Raw genomic sequence first — 14903 nt, 5'->3', positions numbered from 1 at the left:
ACGTGGCTTTTTATAGTTTAAGTGGAGAATACCGGATTCGAACCGGTGGCCTCTTGCCTGCCAGGCAAGCGCTCTAGCCAACTGAGCTAATCCCCCGTTGCAGTTCGCAAAGGAACTACATTTTGTATAAGTATCAAAATAGTTTTATTCTTTAATACTTTTTTACACTAAGTACTAAAACGGGTACTGGAGCAAAGAACTCGGACTTTAGAATGGTACTCTTTTCCCAAAGCTTTTTAAAGAAGCCTCGTTTTCTTCTAAAAACACAAAGCATATCTGGTTGGTACTGTTGAAAATGTTCTAGCACCCCATGATATGTAGTTTGGTTCTCTGTTATAGTAAGATTTTTACTCAGGTCTAAAAGTGATGTGTTTATCTGTAAATCCTCATCCGTATAACCAGGTGTCTTCACCAATAACAGACCAACTTCTGCTTTAAATGTATTTACAACCTCTACCAAAGGATTAAGTATTCTTCCTCTTTTTAAAATCCCAGATTTAAACGCTACCAAAATACTTTTTACAGGTTCATACGTGTAATCTTTAGGTACAATTAATGCAGGTATGTTGGTTAGTTTAACAATTCTGCCAGAGGTGCTGCCCAAGTAATACTCCTCATTTACATCATTGCTTTTTGGTGAAAGAATAATTAAATCTATACCCAACTCCTTGTTAATTTGATTAAGACCATCCACAATATCACCATTATAAGAGGCAATTTTTAGCTCTTGCCCCAGGGTATCTATACTTGCTATGTATTCTTTTATTTGTTCCCTGCCTGTTGCCGCCACCTTTTCTGTAACATTAGATAAAGCGCCCGCAGTTGAGGCTAAAGTAAATACGTCCATAATATATACTTGAGCACCCATTTCTTTTGCAAAGGCAACAGCATATTGTAAAGTATTTATTGCAGAGGGCGATGTGCCCATTGGAACAAGAATATTCTTCATAGTTTGGTTGTTTTTATATAGCTAAATTTACAGAATATAAGTGTAATTATGATTAGGCCTGCCACTCAAAAAGATATTTCTCCACTGCTATCAGTGACTAAAGCTTGTGCTGCTAGCATGATTGCCCATGGCATTTATCAATGGAATGAACACTATCCCAGTCAAAATGCTTTTGAAAAAGACCTTGAGAGGAAAGAGCTATATGTTTTAGAAGTTGCAGGTGCCATTATGGGCTCAATTGTTATATCTAACTTAAAAGACGATGAATACCAAAGCATAGCGTGGCTAACCGAAGAAGGTCGTAATTTTTATATTCACCGGCTCTGCGTACATCCCAATTTACAAGGACAAGGGTATGCAAGACAATTAATGAATTTTGCGGAAGAAGAAGTAAGAAAACAAGGCGGAATCTCTGTCCGTTTAGATACTTTTTCTAAAAACAAAAGAAATCAGCGTTTTTATGAAGCCAGAGGATATCAAAAATTAGGGAATATCTACTTTCCTAAACAGAGTACAGCCCCTTTTTACTGTTATGAACTTATTCTTGAACATGCAAAGTAAAACGGTAGTTTCTTTTAAAACCATAAATAAATTAGCGATACCTGCAACTATCGCGGGGATTGCGGAACCCGTGTTGTCCATTACAGATACAGCTATTGTCGGTAATATTCCTGTAGATGGTTTAGAATCACTTGCTGCGGTAGGGATTGTTGGGTCTTTTTTATCTATGCTTATTTGGGTTTTAGGGCAAACCAGAAGTGCTATTTCCTCAATTATATCTCAATATTTGGGTGCGGATAACCTAGAATCAGTTGCAGATTTACCTGCACAAGCTATTTATTTAAACATTGCGCTTAGCATTGTCCTATTAACCAGTACGCTATTTTTTGCAGAAGAAATATTTGTTCTTTTTAAGGCTTCAGGTAAAATTTTAGATTATTGCGTAGCCTACTATTCTATACGTGTTTGGGGATTCCCTTTAACACTATTTACCTTTGCTATTTTCGGTATTTTTAGGGGTCTGCAAAATACTTTTTACCCTATGGTCATCGCTATAATAGGTGCTCTAGTAAATATAGTTTTAGACGTTATTCTAGTGTACGGCATAGAAGGCTACATACCAGCCCTTTACTTAGAAGGTGCTGCATATGCAAGTTTAATAGCGCAAGCTGTTATGGCACTTTTAGTGTTTTATCTATTACGCACCAAAACCAGTATAAGTTTAAAGTTAAAACTTCCATTTAATACGGAGATTAGGAAGCTTATTTTCATGAGTCTTAATTTATTTGTCAGAGCTATTGCATTAAATGCTGCACTCATTTTAGCAGTAAGAGAGGCCACAGCATTAGGAGACCAGTTCATCGGAGCCCACACAATAGCTATAAATCTCTGGCTTTTTTCAGCCTTTTTTATAGATGGCTATGCCGCTGCAGGTAATGGAATGAGTGGTAAACTTTTGGGCGCAAAAGATTACAAAGGCTTATGGATACTCGCAAAAAAAGTATTTGCTTATGGAGTTGTAATAAGTGTAGTTTTAGTTGCTCTTGGATTTCTTTTTTACAAGCCTTTAGGGCGAATGTTCTCTAATGAACCCATTGTCTTACAAACCTTATACGGAATTTTTTACTTAGTTATTTTAGGCTTACCTATGAATAGTATTGCTTTTATTTTTGATGGATTATTCAAGGGCTTAGGAGAAATGAAGTACTTAAGAAATGTACTACTTGCCGCCACTTTTTTGGGTTTTATTCCTGTTCTGTACTTGGGCAAATTCCTAGGATGGGGATTCTATGCTATTTGGATAGCTTTCATGGTTTGGATGGCGATTCGTGGTGGGGCTTTAGTAATTAAGTTTTGGCAAAAGTTTAAGCCGCTGGTACAAAACCCCTAATTTTATACAAAACAACACAACAATGACAACAGACAGACAAAACGGAAGTCTTTATACCCACATAGAAAATAAATTAGCTACTATAGAATTTGGCCACCCAGCAAGCAATAGTTTTGTTTCTGAATTGTTAGATAGACTTGCCAAAACCTTTAATGATTTGGCTGTAAATGCGGAGGTCTCTGTTATTCTTTTAAAGTCAGAAGGTGAACGTGCTTTTTGTGCTGGGGCTTCTTTTGATGAGCTCGTAGCTGTTAGTAATTTAACAGAAGGGCGTGCATTCTTTGGTGGATTTGCAAAGGTTTTAAATGCAATGCGCTCTTGCCAAAAACCAATTATTGGTCGTGTACAGGGAAAAACTGTAGGTGGCGGAGTTGGTCTCGTCAGTGCGTGCGATTATGTTATGGCTACAGAAGCAGCCGCCATTAAACTATCAGAAATTTCCATTGGTATTGGTCCGTTTGTTATTGCTCCCGCCGTGGAACGTAAAATGGGAAAAGCTGCCTTGGCAGAACTTACTTTTGCGCCAACAGAATGGAAAAATGCATATTGGGCCAAAGAAAAAGGATTGTATGCAAAAGTATTTGACTCTATCCCAGAAATGGACCAAGCGCTAGACCATTACACGCATCAATTATCCCAATACAACCCAGAAGCATTAAGTGCTATGAAACAAGTATTATGGCAAGGCACAGAGGATTGGGATGAGCTCCTTACTGCCCGCGCTGAACTTTCTGGAAGACTTGCCCTTTCTGAGAATACCAAAAAGGCCTTAGCAAAATTTAAAAAATAGTTAGTACCTTATATAGCACAACTAAACGGCTTTTAAGATGAAAACTATTAAAACAGAAATTAAATGGGGGGTAATTTTTACCCTAGCCGCACTACTTTGGATGGTGCTAGAAAAAAGTTTAGGCTGGCATGATGAACACATAGCAAAATATCCCTTGTACACTAATGTTTTTGCAGTAGTAGCTATACTTATTTTTGTATTCGCTCTAAAAGAAAAAAGAGATAAAGACCTCAATGGTAAAATGTCTTGGGTAAAAGGTTTTATTACTGGCGTAATTATTTCCTTGTTTGTAGCCTTACTAAGTCCATTGGCACAATACCTAACTCATAATTATATTTCACCAGAGTATTTTAATAACGCTATTGCTCATGGCATTTCTCTAGGTAACAATAAGGTAGACATGGAGGCCTACTTCAATTTTAACAATTATGTAGTTATGAGTGTTATTAGTGCTTTAGCAATGGGTATACTAACATCCGCTATTGTAGCGTTCTTTCTTAAAAAGAAATAGATGGAATTTTTATCCCTATTAAATAGTAACCTTACTATGCCCCTATTGGCATTGCTTGTAATTGCAGTTTATATTATTACCAGATACAGAAATAACAAGAAATTTAAACGTTAAGCTACTGTAATGCGCAGGCCTATGTTTTGGTTAGTATTCTATGGATTTTTAGCTGCTCTGGGAGTCTTTATTGCCTATATGGCGTGGCTTCAGTTTACCAAAACACAAAATCTATTAGCAGACGGAATTAAAACCAAGGCTAAAGTTATCCATCTAGAAGTATTTACAGGCGACAATAATCCTTTGTATAGCCCAGTTTTTGAGTACAAAGACCGTAGAAACCAAGTCTTAGAATACACCAGCAGAATACGTTCTTATCCTGCTCCCTACAAGGTTGGAGATGTGGTTTCTGTTGTTTACGATAAACAAAAACCAGAAACGATGAAAGTGATATCCTTTTGGGACCTATACCGTGGTAGCGTTATTCCATTTATGATTGCTGCTCCGCTACTTGTAATAGGTTTTTCCTATTTGGCCTTCCGCCTAATTTAACAAGACTGTCTAGAAATCCTATATTTGCCGCCAAATGGATATCAAAAAATTAGAACAAGGCAAGAAAGTATATTTTGCTAGCGACAATCATCTTGGAGCTCCTACCCATGCAGAAAGTCTACCAAGAGAAAAGCGCTTTGTAGCGTGGTTAGACCAAATTAAAGAAGATGCTGCTGCTATTTTTTTGATGGGCGACTTGTTCGATTTTTGGTTTGAATACAAAAAAGTAGTACCTAAAGGATTTGTCCGCACACTGGGCAAATTAGCAGAACTTACCGATGCTGGCATCCCTATTTATTATTTTGTTGGCAATCATGATTTATGGATGAATGGCTATTTTGAAGAAGAACTAAATATTCCAGTTTTTCATAAGCCACAACAATTTAAGATTGAAAACACTTCTTTTTTTGTAGGCCATGGAGATGGTTTAGGCCCTGGAGATACAGGTTTTAAAATGATGAAAAAAGTATTTGTAAATCCTGTTTGCAAATGGTTTTTTAGATGGTTACATCCAGATTTGGGCGTACGTCTTGCTCAACACTTATCCGTAAATAATAAAGTTATTTCTGGTGACGCAGATGCTAATTTTTTGGGGGAAGATAAAGAGTGGCTTATACAATATGCCAAACGCAAGCTAAAGAACCAGCATTATGACTATTTTGTTTTTGGCCATCGCCATCTTCCTATGGAAATAGACTTAAATGGCAGATCTACCTATATAAATTTGGGCGATTGGATTAAGTATTACACTTATGCCTCTTTCGATGGCTCGCAATTGCAGTTGCATTATCTTGATAAAAGCAATTCCTAAACGTTTTCACATCTTAAAAAACGGTGTTCGCAACAATTAATTTTTAGCTCGCTGCAAGTGCCCTACTTTTACTTCAGAATTAGTGATAACCCAATCTAAAATTCATAGTTGCCTAACCGGCAAAAAAGCATACCAAATCTTTTTATACCTACTTAAAAATCCTTCTGTTATGGAAGGATTTTTTTATACTTCATTTTCCCTTTCTTCTACATCTTGGGTTAAGTCTAATTTTCTAAAACTTGGAGAAATAACGGCCATACCACCCACTGTAAGCAGAGTCATACATCCACCAAAAATAACGGCATTTACCGTGCCTAACAATTTGGCTGCCACCCCACTTTCAAAAGCGCCTAATTCATTAGAAGAACCAACAAAAATAGAGTTTACAGAAGCCACCCTACCACGCATGTTGTCGGGTGTTTTTAATTGTAAAATAGTTTGGCGCACAATCATACTTACGCCGTCTACTGCACCACTTAAAAATAATGCTAAAACAGACAGCCAAAAGTAGGTAGACAGACCAAAAACTAATATACACAGACCAAAGCCAAATACAGCCCACAAGAGTTTTTTACCTGCATTTTTGTGTAATGGAAAACGTGTAGAACCCAGCATGGTAATAGAGGCGCCTACTGCTGGTGCCGCTCTAAGAATACCAAAACCTTCAGAGCCTACGTGTAAAATATCTTGCGCAAATATGGGTAATAAGGCAACCGCGCCTCCAAACAAAACAGCAATCATGTCTAAACTTAAAGCGCCTAAAATAGCTTTAGTACTAAACACAAATTTTAGTCCATCTTTTAAACTTTGTAAAACTGGCTCTCCAATTTTAGGATTTAAAATCGGTTTCTTCTTAATTTGAGACAAAAACAACAAAGCCATTAAAGAGAAAGCAAAGATGATACACATAGACCAGTGTACCCCAATCCAACTGATAGAAAAGCCAGCAAAAGCGGGCCCTAATACAGAGGCTAATTGCCAAGTAGAACTACTCCACGTGGCCGCATTAGGATAGATTTTTTTTGGTACTATTAATGCAATTAAAGAAAAGATAGTGGGGCCAATAAAAGCTCTTACTAGTCCCCCTAAAAATACTAAGGCGTAAATTAGGTAAAGAACGGTTGTATCATTAAACTTTTCGGTTACAGATGGTGCGCTTACAAGAAAAAGGCCAAGACTTACCACAGAGAATCCTAATATGCATTTTACGAGCAGATTTCGCTTTTCATTTTGATCTACAAAGTGACCGGCAAAAAGTGCAATACTAACTGCTGGTATTATTTCCATTAACCCTATAATACCAAGAGAAAGTGGGTCTTTAGTAAGGGTATACACCTGCCATTCTATTACAATAAACTGCATAGACCATGCAAATACCATTGCAAAACGCACCAACAAGAAAATATTAAATTCCCTAAAACGAAGGGCAGCATAGGGATCTAAAGGTTTGGACATACTGGGTTATTTAAGGTCCTTTAATTTTAGCTGTAAACTTACGACACCATTCCATTCATTTTCGTCTATGGAGTAAGCAATGGCAACGGAATTATTATTTTTTAACAACGGTAGCTTTTTCCCTAAGTTAAAACCAATACCACCAATAGGGGTGGAACCATTCTGATTTACTGAAAATTTCAAGTGAGCTTCATCTTGGCCTACGCCTTTAGCATATCCGGTATCTTTAACTTTTTCTGTCATAAAAACAGGAGTCATATTGCCGGGACCAAAAGGTGCAAACTGCTTTAAAATTCGCATAAGTTTGGGTGTTATTTGGTAAAGGTCTATGGCTGCGTCTATCTGTAATTCTGGCGTTAGCAACTTAGCATCTATTGTGTTAGACACTACAGTCTCAAACTTTTGCTTAAAAGTTGGGTATTGCTCCTCTGAGAGTGTCAACCCTGCCGCATATTTGTGTCCGCCAAACTGTTCTATGCAATCTGCACAAGCCTCTAGGGCATTATAAACATCAAACCCTTTTACCGAACGCGCAGACGCCGCCAGTTTATTTCCGCTTTTGGTAAATACCAAAGTTGGTCTGTAAAAAGTTTCTGTTAAACGAGAGGCCACAATGCCAATTACTCCTTTGTGCCAATGTTCTTGATAAACCACTGAGGTAAATTTATCTTCCTCTTTAAGTTCTTCTATTTGCTGTAAGGCCTCTACTGTTATCTCCCGGTCTAAACCTTTTCTATTGGTATTAAATTCTTCTATCTCCTTAGCAAATTGTTCTGCTTGCTGATAGTTGTTTGCTGTTAACAGATTTACAGCGTGTTGTCCGTGCTTCATTCTACCAGCAGCATTTATGCGTGGTGCAATAACAAAGACAACATCTGTTATGGTGAGGGTAGTCTTTTTTAATTGATTAATGATTGCCTTGATTCCTATCCTAGGAGCCGCATTTATCACTTGCAATCCGTAATACGCCAATACCCTATTTTCACCTGTTATAGGAACAATATCTGCGGCAATAGCGGTCGCTACCAAATCTAAATAGGGCGTTAACGTTTCTATACCAAAACCCTCAGTAGCTGCTAGAGCCTGTATCAACTTAAATCCTACACCACACCCACAGAGTTCTTTATACGGGTAATTACAATCATTACGTTTAGGGTCTAGCACAGCAGCAGCCTCTGGTATAGTTTCTCCTGGACGGTGGTGGTCACAAATAATAAAATCAATACCTTTTTCCTTAGCATAAGCTACTTTTTCTATGGCTTTAATACCACAATCCAGAGCTATTATTAGCGTGAAATCATTGTCCTCTGCAAAGTCAATTCCTTGATAAGATACCCCGTAACCCTCGTTATAGCGGTCTGGTATGTAGGTGGCTACGTTAGGGTAATTCACCAACAAATAAGAAAATAATAATGCAACAGCAGTTGTTCCGTCTACATCATAATCCCCATAAACCAAAATATTTTCTCCATTCGCCATTGCTTTTTGTATCCGAGCCACAGCCTTGTCCATATCTTGCATTAAAAAAGGGTCATGCAAATCTGCTAGCTCTGGTCTAAAAAACTTTTTGGCTTCTTCAAAACTAGAAATACCTCTTTGCAGTAACAACTGTGCAATAAGGCTATCTACATTTAATGCTGTAGAGAGCCTCTGAATATCTTCATCTAAGGGTTTAGGTTTTAGAGTCCAACGCATAGAAAAATTCTAGTAATGGTGGTATTAATTGGTATGAAAAAGGGTCTTGATTTCTAAATCGGCAAACTTTCTAAACATTTCCATAACACCACAGTATTTTTCTACAGATAAATCTACAGCACGTTGTAATTTGGCCTCGTTTAAATCATCCCCATGAAAGTGGTATTCTATGACCACCTTGTCATAATACTTTGGATGCTCTTCTGTTAAATTCGCAATGGTTTCAATATGAAATTTATCTACGTTCAACTTCATCTTTTTAATAAGAGAAGCCACATCTAAGCCAGAACAACCCGCTAAACCAGAAAGCATTAGAGCTTTAGGTCTTAGACCATCTCCTTGCCCTCCATCATCTGGAGAAGCATCTATAGTTACGGTTTTACCAGAAGGATTGGTGCTTTCAAATTGCATGTTGCCCAACCATGTAGTAGAAATATGATTTGTATTTGCCATAAGTTTTCGTTTCTTGTAGAGAATAAAAATACTGCAACTAAACTTAATATTCTCAAAAATGGCATTAGTTAACCCTTTACACCCAGACCACGACAAGGAAACACAAGAATTGGCACAGTTTTTTAACGAAACACTAGGATTTTGCCCCAATTCTGTTTTAACCATGCAACATAGACCTGCTATTTCCAAAGCTTTTATTAACCTAAATATGGCGGTTATGGAAAACCAAGGGCGTGTTACCTCTGCATTAAAACGAATGATTGCTTGGGTAAGTAGTAATGCTACAGGGTGCCGTTATTGCCAAGCACATGCTATTAGAGCTGCAGAACGTTATGGTGCGGAACAAGAACAATTAGATAATATTTGGGAGTACCGCACACACCCAGCATTTTCTGAAGCTGAACGTGCGGCTTTAGATTTTTCATTAGCAGCATCTCAAGTGCCCAATACCGTTAATGCTGAACTTAAAGAGCGTTTACACCAGCATTGGAACGATGGTGAAATTGTAGAAATGCTAGGTGTTATTTCTCTTTTTGGGTATTTAAACCGATGGAACGACTCTATGGGTACGGATATTGAAGACGGTGCTGTGCAAAGTGCTGACCAATATTTAGGCAAATATGGTTGGGAAAAAGGAAAACATGATGGCAGTACGTACTAGACATGGAATTACTCCACATTGTTAATAACGTTATAGGCTTAATTTTTCATCCTTAAAAAGGATTAAAAGTTTTAAAAGTAATGGTTGGTTGAACTGTAAAAATACACAGCCAACCTTACTTTTTACCCCCTACAACTAAAACAAATTCGCCCTTAGGGGCATGGGTATTAAAGTGTTCCAGTACTTCGGTGACTGTACCTCTGACCGTTTCTTCGTACATTTTTGTTAATTCTCTAGAAACGGATACTGGCCTATCCGGACCAAAAAATTCAGCAAACTGCGCCAAAGTTTTAAGCAACTTGTGCGGACTTTCATAAAAAATAATAGTCCTAGTTTCTTCTGCTAGTAGCTGTAGACGTGTTTGCCTTCCTTTTTTAACTGGCAAGAAACCTTCAAAAACAAATTTGTCATTAGGCAAACCACTGTTCACCAGAGCAGGTACAAAAGCGGTGGCGCCTGGTAAACATTCTACCGCTATTTCTTGCTCTAAACAAGCACGTGTAAGTAAAAATCCTGGGTCAGAGATTGCTGGGGTACCTGCATCAGAAATAAGTGCTATTTGCTCTCCCCCTTTTAATCGTTTTACTATGTTTTCTACCGTTTTATGCTCATTATGCATATGGTGACTCTGCATTGGTGTTTCTACATCAAAATGAGCTAATAATTTACCGCTTGTACGGGTATCTTCTGCCAAGATTAAATCTACGCTATTTAAAACTTTTATCGCTCTAAAAGTCATATCTTCTAAATTGCCTATCGGCGTAGGCACCAAAAACAATTTTCCCATTGTCTTAATTAAAAAAACCGATTGTAAGAACAATCGGTTACTTGGTATTTTATTTACGTTTTACTAGGCAAATCGTCTTTCAATAATAGCTTTAAACCTGGTTTCGTATTCCTCCTTGCCTTCCCAATTATAGTATTCTGGTTTTACCATAGCGTCTATAAATGCTATAGAGCGCTCCAAACTATCAATTGTGTTTAATTGGCTAATTACTCGGCTATAGTCTTCCATACTGCCATCAAACAAGTTTTTAACAAAAGCCAAACGATCATTTAAACCTATCTGAAATTCTTTACTGACTCTATCATTTAAAGATTTCTGCTGTAGTATAGTCTCCGCTGGAGCCGTTTCTGGCGCTAGGATTTCCTTTTCATTCTTCATCATTTCTGGCTTGGCAATAAAGTCTCCAAAAATGTATTCTAAAGCTTCGTTAGGCATTTCTGAGACCATATCCTTTATGGTATCCATACCTGGAGTAATAATATCTTCTTGGTGCGGATTGTTCTCTGGCACCTGCTTATTATCGCTCAAGACCGCATTTGCCATGGATTCAAACCTATTTGCAATGGCATTTTTAGATACGTCTACCTCAACTTCTGTTAAGTTTTCCTCTATAAATTTAAGCACCGCCAGCTTTTCAAACAATTGTTTGGCTGTATCATACAATTCTATTAACTCCTTATCTTCTCTAGAAGTAAGGATGTCCGTAGATAGCTTAATAAGCTCCTCCCTTAACTTTCTTTTCATGGCGCGACAACTTTAAACATAAAAATACTACCAAAAATGCTTATCCATTAAAAACAAAAGGTTAAATTTTAACGTAGATTTAGGCTAAAATATTTAGTAGCTTTGCTCCTCTTGCCTTTCTAATGGCAAACAATAGTAAGCATTAAAAATACAACATGTTTCTTGAAAACACCGTAAACCATAAAGAACAGTTTGGATGGATAGAGGTTATCTGTGGTTCTATGTTTTCTGGAAAAACGGAAGAACTGATTCGCAGGTTAAAGCGTGCGCAGTTTGCCAAACAGAAAGTAGAAATATTTAAACCTCAGGTAGATACTCGCTATGATGAGGAAATGGTAGTTTCTCATGACGCTAATGAAATTAGAAGCACTCCGGTACCTGCGGCTGCTAATATAAGACTACTGGCAGATGGGTGTGATGTTGTTGGTATTGATGAGGCTCAATTTTTTGATGACGAAATAGTTACCGTTTGTAATGATTTAGCCAATAAAGGTATACGGGTAGTAGTTGCCGGTTTAGATATGGATTTTAAAGGCAATCCGTTTGGCCCTATGCCAGCCCTTATGGCTACGGCAGAATACGTAACCAAGGTACATGCGGTTTGCACAAGGACAGGTAATTTGGCTAATTATAGCTTTAGAAAATCTAATGATGACAAACTGGTTCTTTTAGGGGAGGTAGAAGAATATGAACCTTTAAGTAGAGGTGCTTTTTATAAGGCAATGCTTAAAGAACGCGTTAAGAAAATAGATGTAAATGTGGAAGAGTTAAAGAACAAGCCAAAGGGGAATGCATAAAATTACAGAAACTACTTTGGTCATAGACCTTGGTGCGCTTGCCCATAATTTTAACTATTTAAAATCTAAACTTTCTAAAAGCACTAAATTTTTAGGGGTGGTCAAAGCCTTTGCTTATGGTAGTGATATGGTTGCCATTGCAAAAAAGTTAGAAGCGCTTGGTGCGGATTATTTAGCGGTAGCTTATGCTAAAGAAGGGGTATTGTTAAGAGATGCTGGTGTACAATTACCAATTTTGGTACTACACCCACAAATTGGTAATCTAGAGGTGTTAATTGAACGTTGCTTAGAACCTAATTTGTATTCTCTTAGGATTGCAAAAGCTTTTATAGCACTTGCCGAAGAAAAACAACAAACAGCCTACCCTGTTCACTTTAAATTTAATACAGGATTAAATCGGTTAGGGTTTTCGCAGAGCGATGCACCAGAAGGATTAGCAATGGCAAAACAAACAAAAGCTATTAAAATAGCGTCCGTATTCTCTCACCTAGCAGCCTCAGAAGATTTAGAAGAAAAAGTGTTTAGTCAAGAACAAATTAAAGCTTTTAATGCCTTTGTTGACCAAACCACTAGTGTTTTGGGTTATACTCCCAAGCGACATATGTGCAACACTTCTGGGATTTTTAATTATCCTGGAGCCCATTTTGATATGGTGCGCAGCGGCATAGGACTATATGGTTATGGCAATGAGGCTAAATATGATGCAGAATTACAACCCGTAGCTACCCTTAAAACAGTCATCTCTCAAATACATATAATTAAGCCTGGTGATAGCGTAGGGTACAATCGTTCTTTTACCACAGATAAAACGGTAAGAACAGCCACACTTCCTCTTGGGCATGCAGATGGTATTAGTAGACAATACGGCGGAGGCCAAACATTTGTGCTGGTTAATGGTCAATTGGCACCAATTATTGGCAACACCTGCATGGACATGATTATGATTAATGTGTCTAATATTCATTGCCAAGAAGGTGATGAGGTAACTCTCTTTGGACCAGCGCTTTCTGCAAATACGGTAGCTACTACAGCAAAAACTATCTCCTACGAATTACTGACCGGCATTGCAGCTAGGGTAACACGTAAAATCATTGACTAAATTTAGTTTGTTAAAATTTTATTAATATTTGCCAATTTTGTAAATTGCGCCACTATTAACCTGTTAAACTATAAAAATGCTTAAGGAATTTAAGGACTTTGCAATGAAAGGAAACCTTGTGGATATCGCTGTAGGTTTCGTTATGGGTGCTGCTTTTAACAAAGTAGTTGCTTCTTTCACAGGTGGAATTGTTTCCCCACTTATCGGTTTAATTTTCAATGCCGATTTCAAAGATTTAAAATACATCGTTAAGGAAGGTGCCATGAATGATGCTGGTGAAAAAGTAGGTGAAGTTGCTGTTCTTTATGGTGAATTCTTAACTAATGTTATCGACTTTATTATTGTAGCATTTGTAATGTTTATGATTGTAAAGGGTGTTAACAAGATGAAAAAGAAAGAAGAAGAGGCTCCAGCTCCAGATCCAGGACCGTCTGAAAAAGACTTGTTAATGGAAATTAGAGATGCGCTTAAAAAATAAGTACGTAACCTACACTGCTTTGCAGGTGGGCTAACCGCTACATCACTTAATTAAATTTAAAGCCACTTAGTTGTTATCGCTGACAACTAAGTGGTTTTTTTTAATATTATTCTAATTGTTATATTTATAACTTTTTGTTGTTTTTTAAATTATTCCGCTCAGATTGCTTGTTTACATCTAAAGGTAGCCTACCTTTGTACTGCATAAATCGTAAAACAATGAAAGTAGCAGTTGTTGGCGCCACTGGCATGGTGGGCGAAGTGATGTTAAAAGTACTAGCAGAACGTAATTTCCCTATAAATGAATTACTCTTAGTAGCATCTGAACGTTCTGTGGGTAAAAAATTAACTTTTAAGGGCGAAGAACACACCGTTATTGGTCTGCAGACCGCTGTAGAGGCTAAACCAGATATCGCTATATTTTCTGCAGGTGGAGAAACCTCTTTAGAATGGGCTCCTAAGTTTGCCGCTGTTGGTACTACTGTGGTAGACAACTCCTCTGCATGGCGTATGGACCCAGATAAAAAACTAGTAGTTCCAGAAATTAATGCAGACGTGTTAACTACAGAAGATAAAATCATTGCTAATCCTAACTGTTCTACTATACAGTTAGTTATGGCTTTGAACCCTCTACATAAAAAATATGGGATGAAACGTGTTATTGTCTCTACCTATCAATCCGTTTCTGGTACTGGAGTTAAAGCGGTGGAGCAGATGGAAAATGAAGCAACAGGTATTAAAGGTGAAATGGCATACCCGTATCCTATCCATAAAAATGCTTTGCCACATTGTGATGTTTTTATGGAAAACGGCTATACTAAAGAGGAAATGAAATTGGCTCGTGAGCCCCAAAAAATATTGGACGATAGAACCTTTAGTATTACCGCTACTGCAGTACGTATACCTACCGCTGGCGGACATTCAGAAAGTGTAAATGTTGAGTTTAGAAACGATTTTGACTTAAATGAAGTTAAAGAGATTTTAAGCAACACACCAGGAATAATAGTACAAGACAATCCAGAGACCAACAGTTATCCTATGCCTATATACGCGCATGACAAGGATGAGGTTTTTGTAGGTCGTATGCGAAGAGATGAAACACAACCCAATACTTTAAACATGTGGATTGTTGCAGATAATCTACGTAAAGGAGCGGCAACTAATGCGGTACAAATTGCAGAATATTTGGTAGCTAATGCCCTAGTGTAAAGATTATTTACTACAGTTGCCAAAATTT

General features: G+C 37.6%; 17 protein-coding genes and 1 tRNA gene. 11 read left to right on the top strand and 7 right to left on the bottom strand.

Going from position 1 to position 14903, the window contains the following annotated elements:
• Positions 1-22: 22 nt before the first annotated feature.
• Positions 23-96: transfer RNA gene (locus FBT53_RS06685), tRNA-Ala, on the bottom strand.
• Between the two features lie 55 nt (positions 97-151).
• The gene (locus tag FBT53_RS06680; RefSeq protein WP_136950389.1) at positions 152-949 is read right to left on the bottom strand and encodes a universal stress protein; all 798 of its coding nucleotides are present in this window, start codon (positions 947-949) and stop codon (positions 152-154) included.
• 48 nt (positions 950-997) lie between these two features.
• Between FBT53_RS06680 and FBT53_RS06675 the strand changes: the two genes are divergently transcribed.
• The 6 genes from FBT53_RS06675 to FBT53_RS06650 all read left to right on the top strand — a co-directional run bounded on the left by FBT53_RS06675 (position 998) and on the right by FBT53_RS06650 (position 5498).
• Positions 998-1510, top strand: a complete 513-nt coding sequence (locus FBT53_RS06675) for a GNAT family N-acetyltransferase (RefSeq protein WP_136950388.1) — start codon at positions 998-1000, stop codon at positions 1508-1510.
• Positions 1500-2840 carry an MATE family efflux transporter gene (locus FBT53_RS06670; protein WP_136950387.1) on the top strand — a complete coding sequence of 447 codons (1341 nt, stop codon included), beginning with the start codon at positions 1500-1502 and terminating at the stop codon, positions 2838-2840. The genes FBT53_RS06675 and FBT53_RS06670 overlap by 11 nt, the downstream gene beginning before the upstream one ends.
• Positions 2841-2862: 22 nt before the next feature.
• The gene (locus FBT53_RS06665) at positions 2863-3630 is read left to right on the top strand and encodes an enoyl-CoA hydratase/isomerase family protein (protein ID WP_136950386.1); all 768 of its coding nucleotides are present in this window, start codon (positions 2863-2865) and stop codon (positions 3628-3630) included.
• Positions 3631-3667: 37 nt separating this feature from the next.
• Positions 3668-4141, top strand: a complete 474-nt coding sequence (locus FBT53_RS06660) for a DUF4199 domain-containing protein (protein WP_136950385.1) — start codon at positions 3668-3670, stop codon at positions 4139-4141.
• 135 nt (positions 4142-4276) lie between these two features.
• Complete coding sequence (locus tag FBT53_RS06655; RefSeq protein WP_169630329.1) at positions 4277-4687, top strand: DUF3592 domain-containing protein; 411 nt, start codon at positions 4277-4279, stop codon at positions 4685-4687.
• Positions 4688-4721: 34 nt separating this feature from the next.
• Positions 4722-5498, top strand: coding sequence for a UDP-2,3-diacylglucosamine diphosphatase (locus FBT53_RS06650; RefSeq protein WP_136950383.1), 777 nt, complete (start codon positions 4722-4724; stop codon positions 5496-5498).
• Positions 5499-5681: 183 nt separating this feature from the next.
• On the opposite strand, the gene FBT53_RS06645 is transcribed toward FBT53_RS06650, so the two are convergent.
• Genes FBT53_RS06645 through FBT53_RS06635 form a run of 3 tightly spaced genes read right to left on the bottom strand, consistent with a single transcriptional unit; the run spans position 5682 to position 9101 of the window.
• Positions 5682-6953, bottom strand: a complete 1272-nt coding sequence (locus FBT53_RS06645) for an MFS transporter (RefSeq protein ID WP_136950382.1) — start codon at positions 6951-6953, stop codon at positions 5682-5684.
• 6 nt (positions 6954-6959) lie between these two features.
• On the bottom strand, positions 6960-8648 hold the full coding sequence (gene recJ / locus FBT53_RS06640) for a single-stranded-DNA-specific exonuclease RecJ (RefSeq protein ID WP_136950381.1): 1689 nt from the start codon (positions 8646-8648) through the stop codon (positions 6960-6962).
• Between the two features lie 24 nt (positions 8649-8672).
• A complete protein-coding gene (locus FBT53_RS06635) occupies positions 8673-9101 on the bottom strand; it encodes an OsmC family protein (RefSeq protein ID WP_136950380.1) in 429 nt (142 codons plus the stop codon).
• A 58-nt stretch (positions 9102-9159) separates the two neighbouring features.
• Between FBT53_RS06635 and FBT53_RS06630 the strand changes: the two genes are divergently transcribed.
• A complete protein-coding gene (locus FBT53_RS06630) occupies positions 9160-9762 on the top strand; it encodes a carboxymuconolactone decarboxylase family protein (protein WP_136950379.1) in 603 nt (200 codons plus the stop codon).
• Between the two features lie 115 nt (positions 9763-9877).
• Here the strand turns inward: FBT53_RS06630 and rsmI are convergent, their stop codons facing one another.
• Positions 9878-10549, bottom strand: coding sequence for a 16S rRNA (cytidine(1402)-2'-O)-methyltransferase (rsmI, locus tag FBT53_RS06625; RefSeq protein WP_136950378.1), 672 nt, complete (start codon positions 10547-10549; stop codon positions 9878-9880).
• Between the two features lie 63 nt (positions 10550-10612).
• Positions 10613-11293, bottom strand: coding sequence for a hypothetical protein (locus tag FBT53_RS06620; protein WP_136950377.1), 681 nt, complete (start codon positions 11291-11293; stop codon positions 10613-10615).
• A 155-nt stretch (positions 11294-11448) separates the two neighbouring features.
• Between FBT53_RS06620 and FBT53_RS06615 the strand changes: the two genes are divergently transcribed.
• The 4 genes from FBT53_RS06615 to FBT53_RS06600 all read left to right on the top strand — a co-directional run bounded on the left by FBT53_RS06615 (position 11449) and on the right by FBT53_RS06600 (position 14875).
• Complete coding sequence (locus FBT53_RS06615; protein ID WP_136950376.1) at positions 11449-12090, top strand: thymidine kinase; 642 nt, start codon at positions 11449-11451, stop codon at positions 12088-12090.
• Entirely contained in the window at positions 12083-13189 is a 1107-nt protein-coding gene (gene alr / locus FBT53_RS06610; RefSeq protein ID WP_136950375.1) for an alanine racemase, read from the top strand. Before FBT53_RS06615 ends, alr begins: the two co-directional genes overlap by 8 nt.
• A 76-nt stretch (positions 13190-13265) precedes the next feature.
• Positions 13266-13667, top strand: coding sequence for a large-conductance mechanosensitive channel protein MscL (gene mscL, locus FBT53_RS06605; protein ID WP_136950374.1), 402 nt, complete (start codon positions 13266-13268; stop codon positions 13665-13667).
• Positions 13668-13885: 218 nt separating this feature from the next.
• Positions 13886-14875 (top strand): aspartate-semialdehyde dehydrogenase, encoded by a 990-nt coding sequence (locus tag FBT53_RS06600; protein ID WP_136950373.1) that lies wholly within the window; start codon positions 13886-13888, stop codon positions 14873-14875.
• The last annotated feature ends 28 nt before the right edge of the window (positions 14876-14903 follow it).

The organism is Flavobacterium sp. ASW18X (assembly GCF_005144745.1).
GTDB lineage: Bacteria > Bacteroidota > Bacteroidia > Flavobacteriales > Flavobacteriaceae > Croceivirga.
This window is presented reverse-complemented; position numbering and strand designations above follow the sequence as displayed.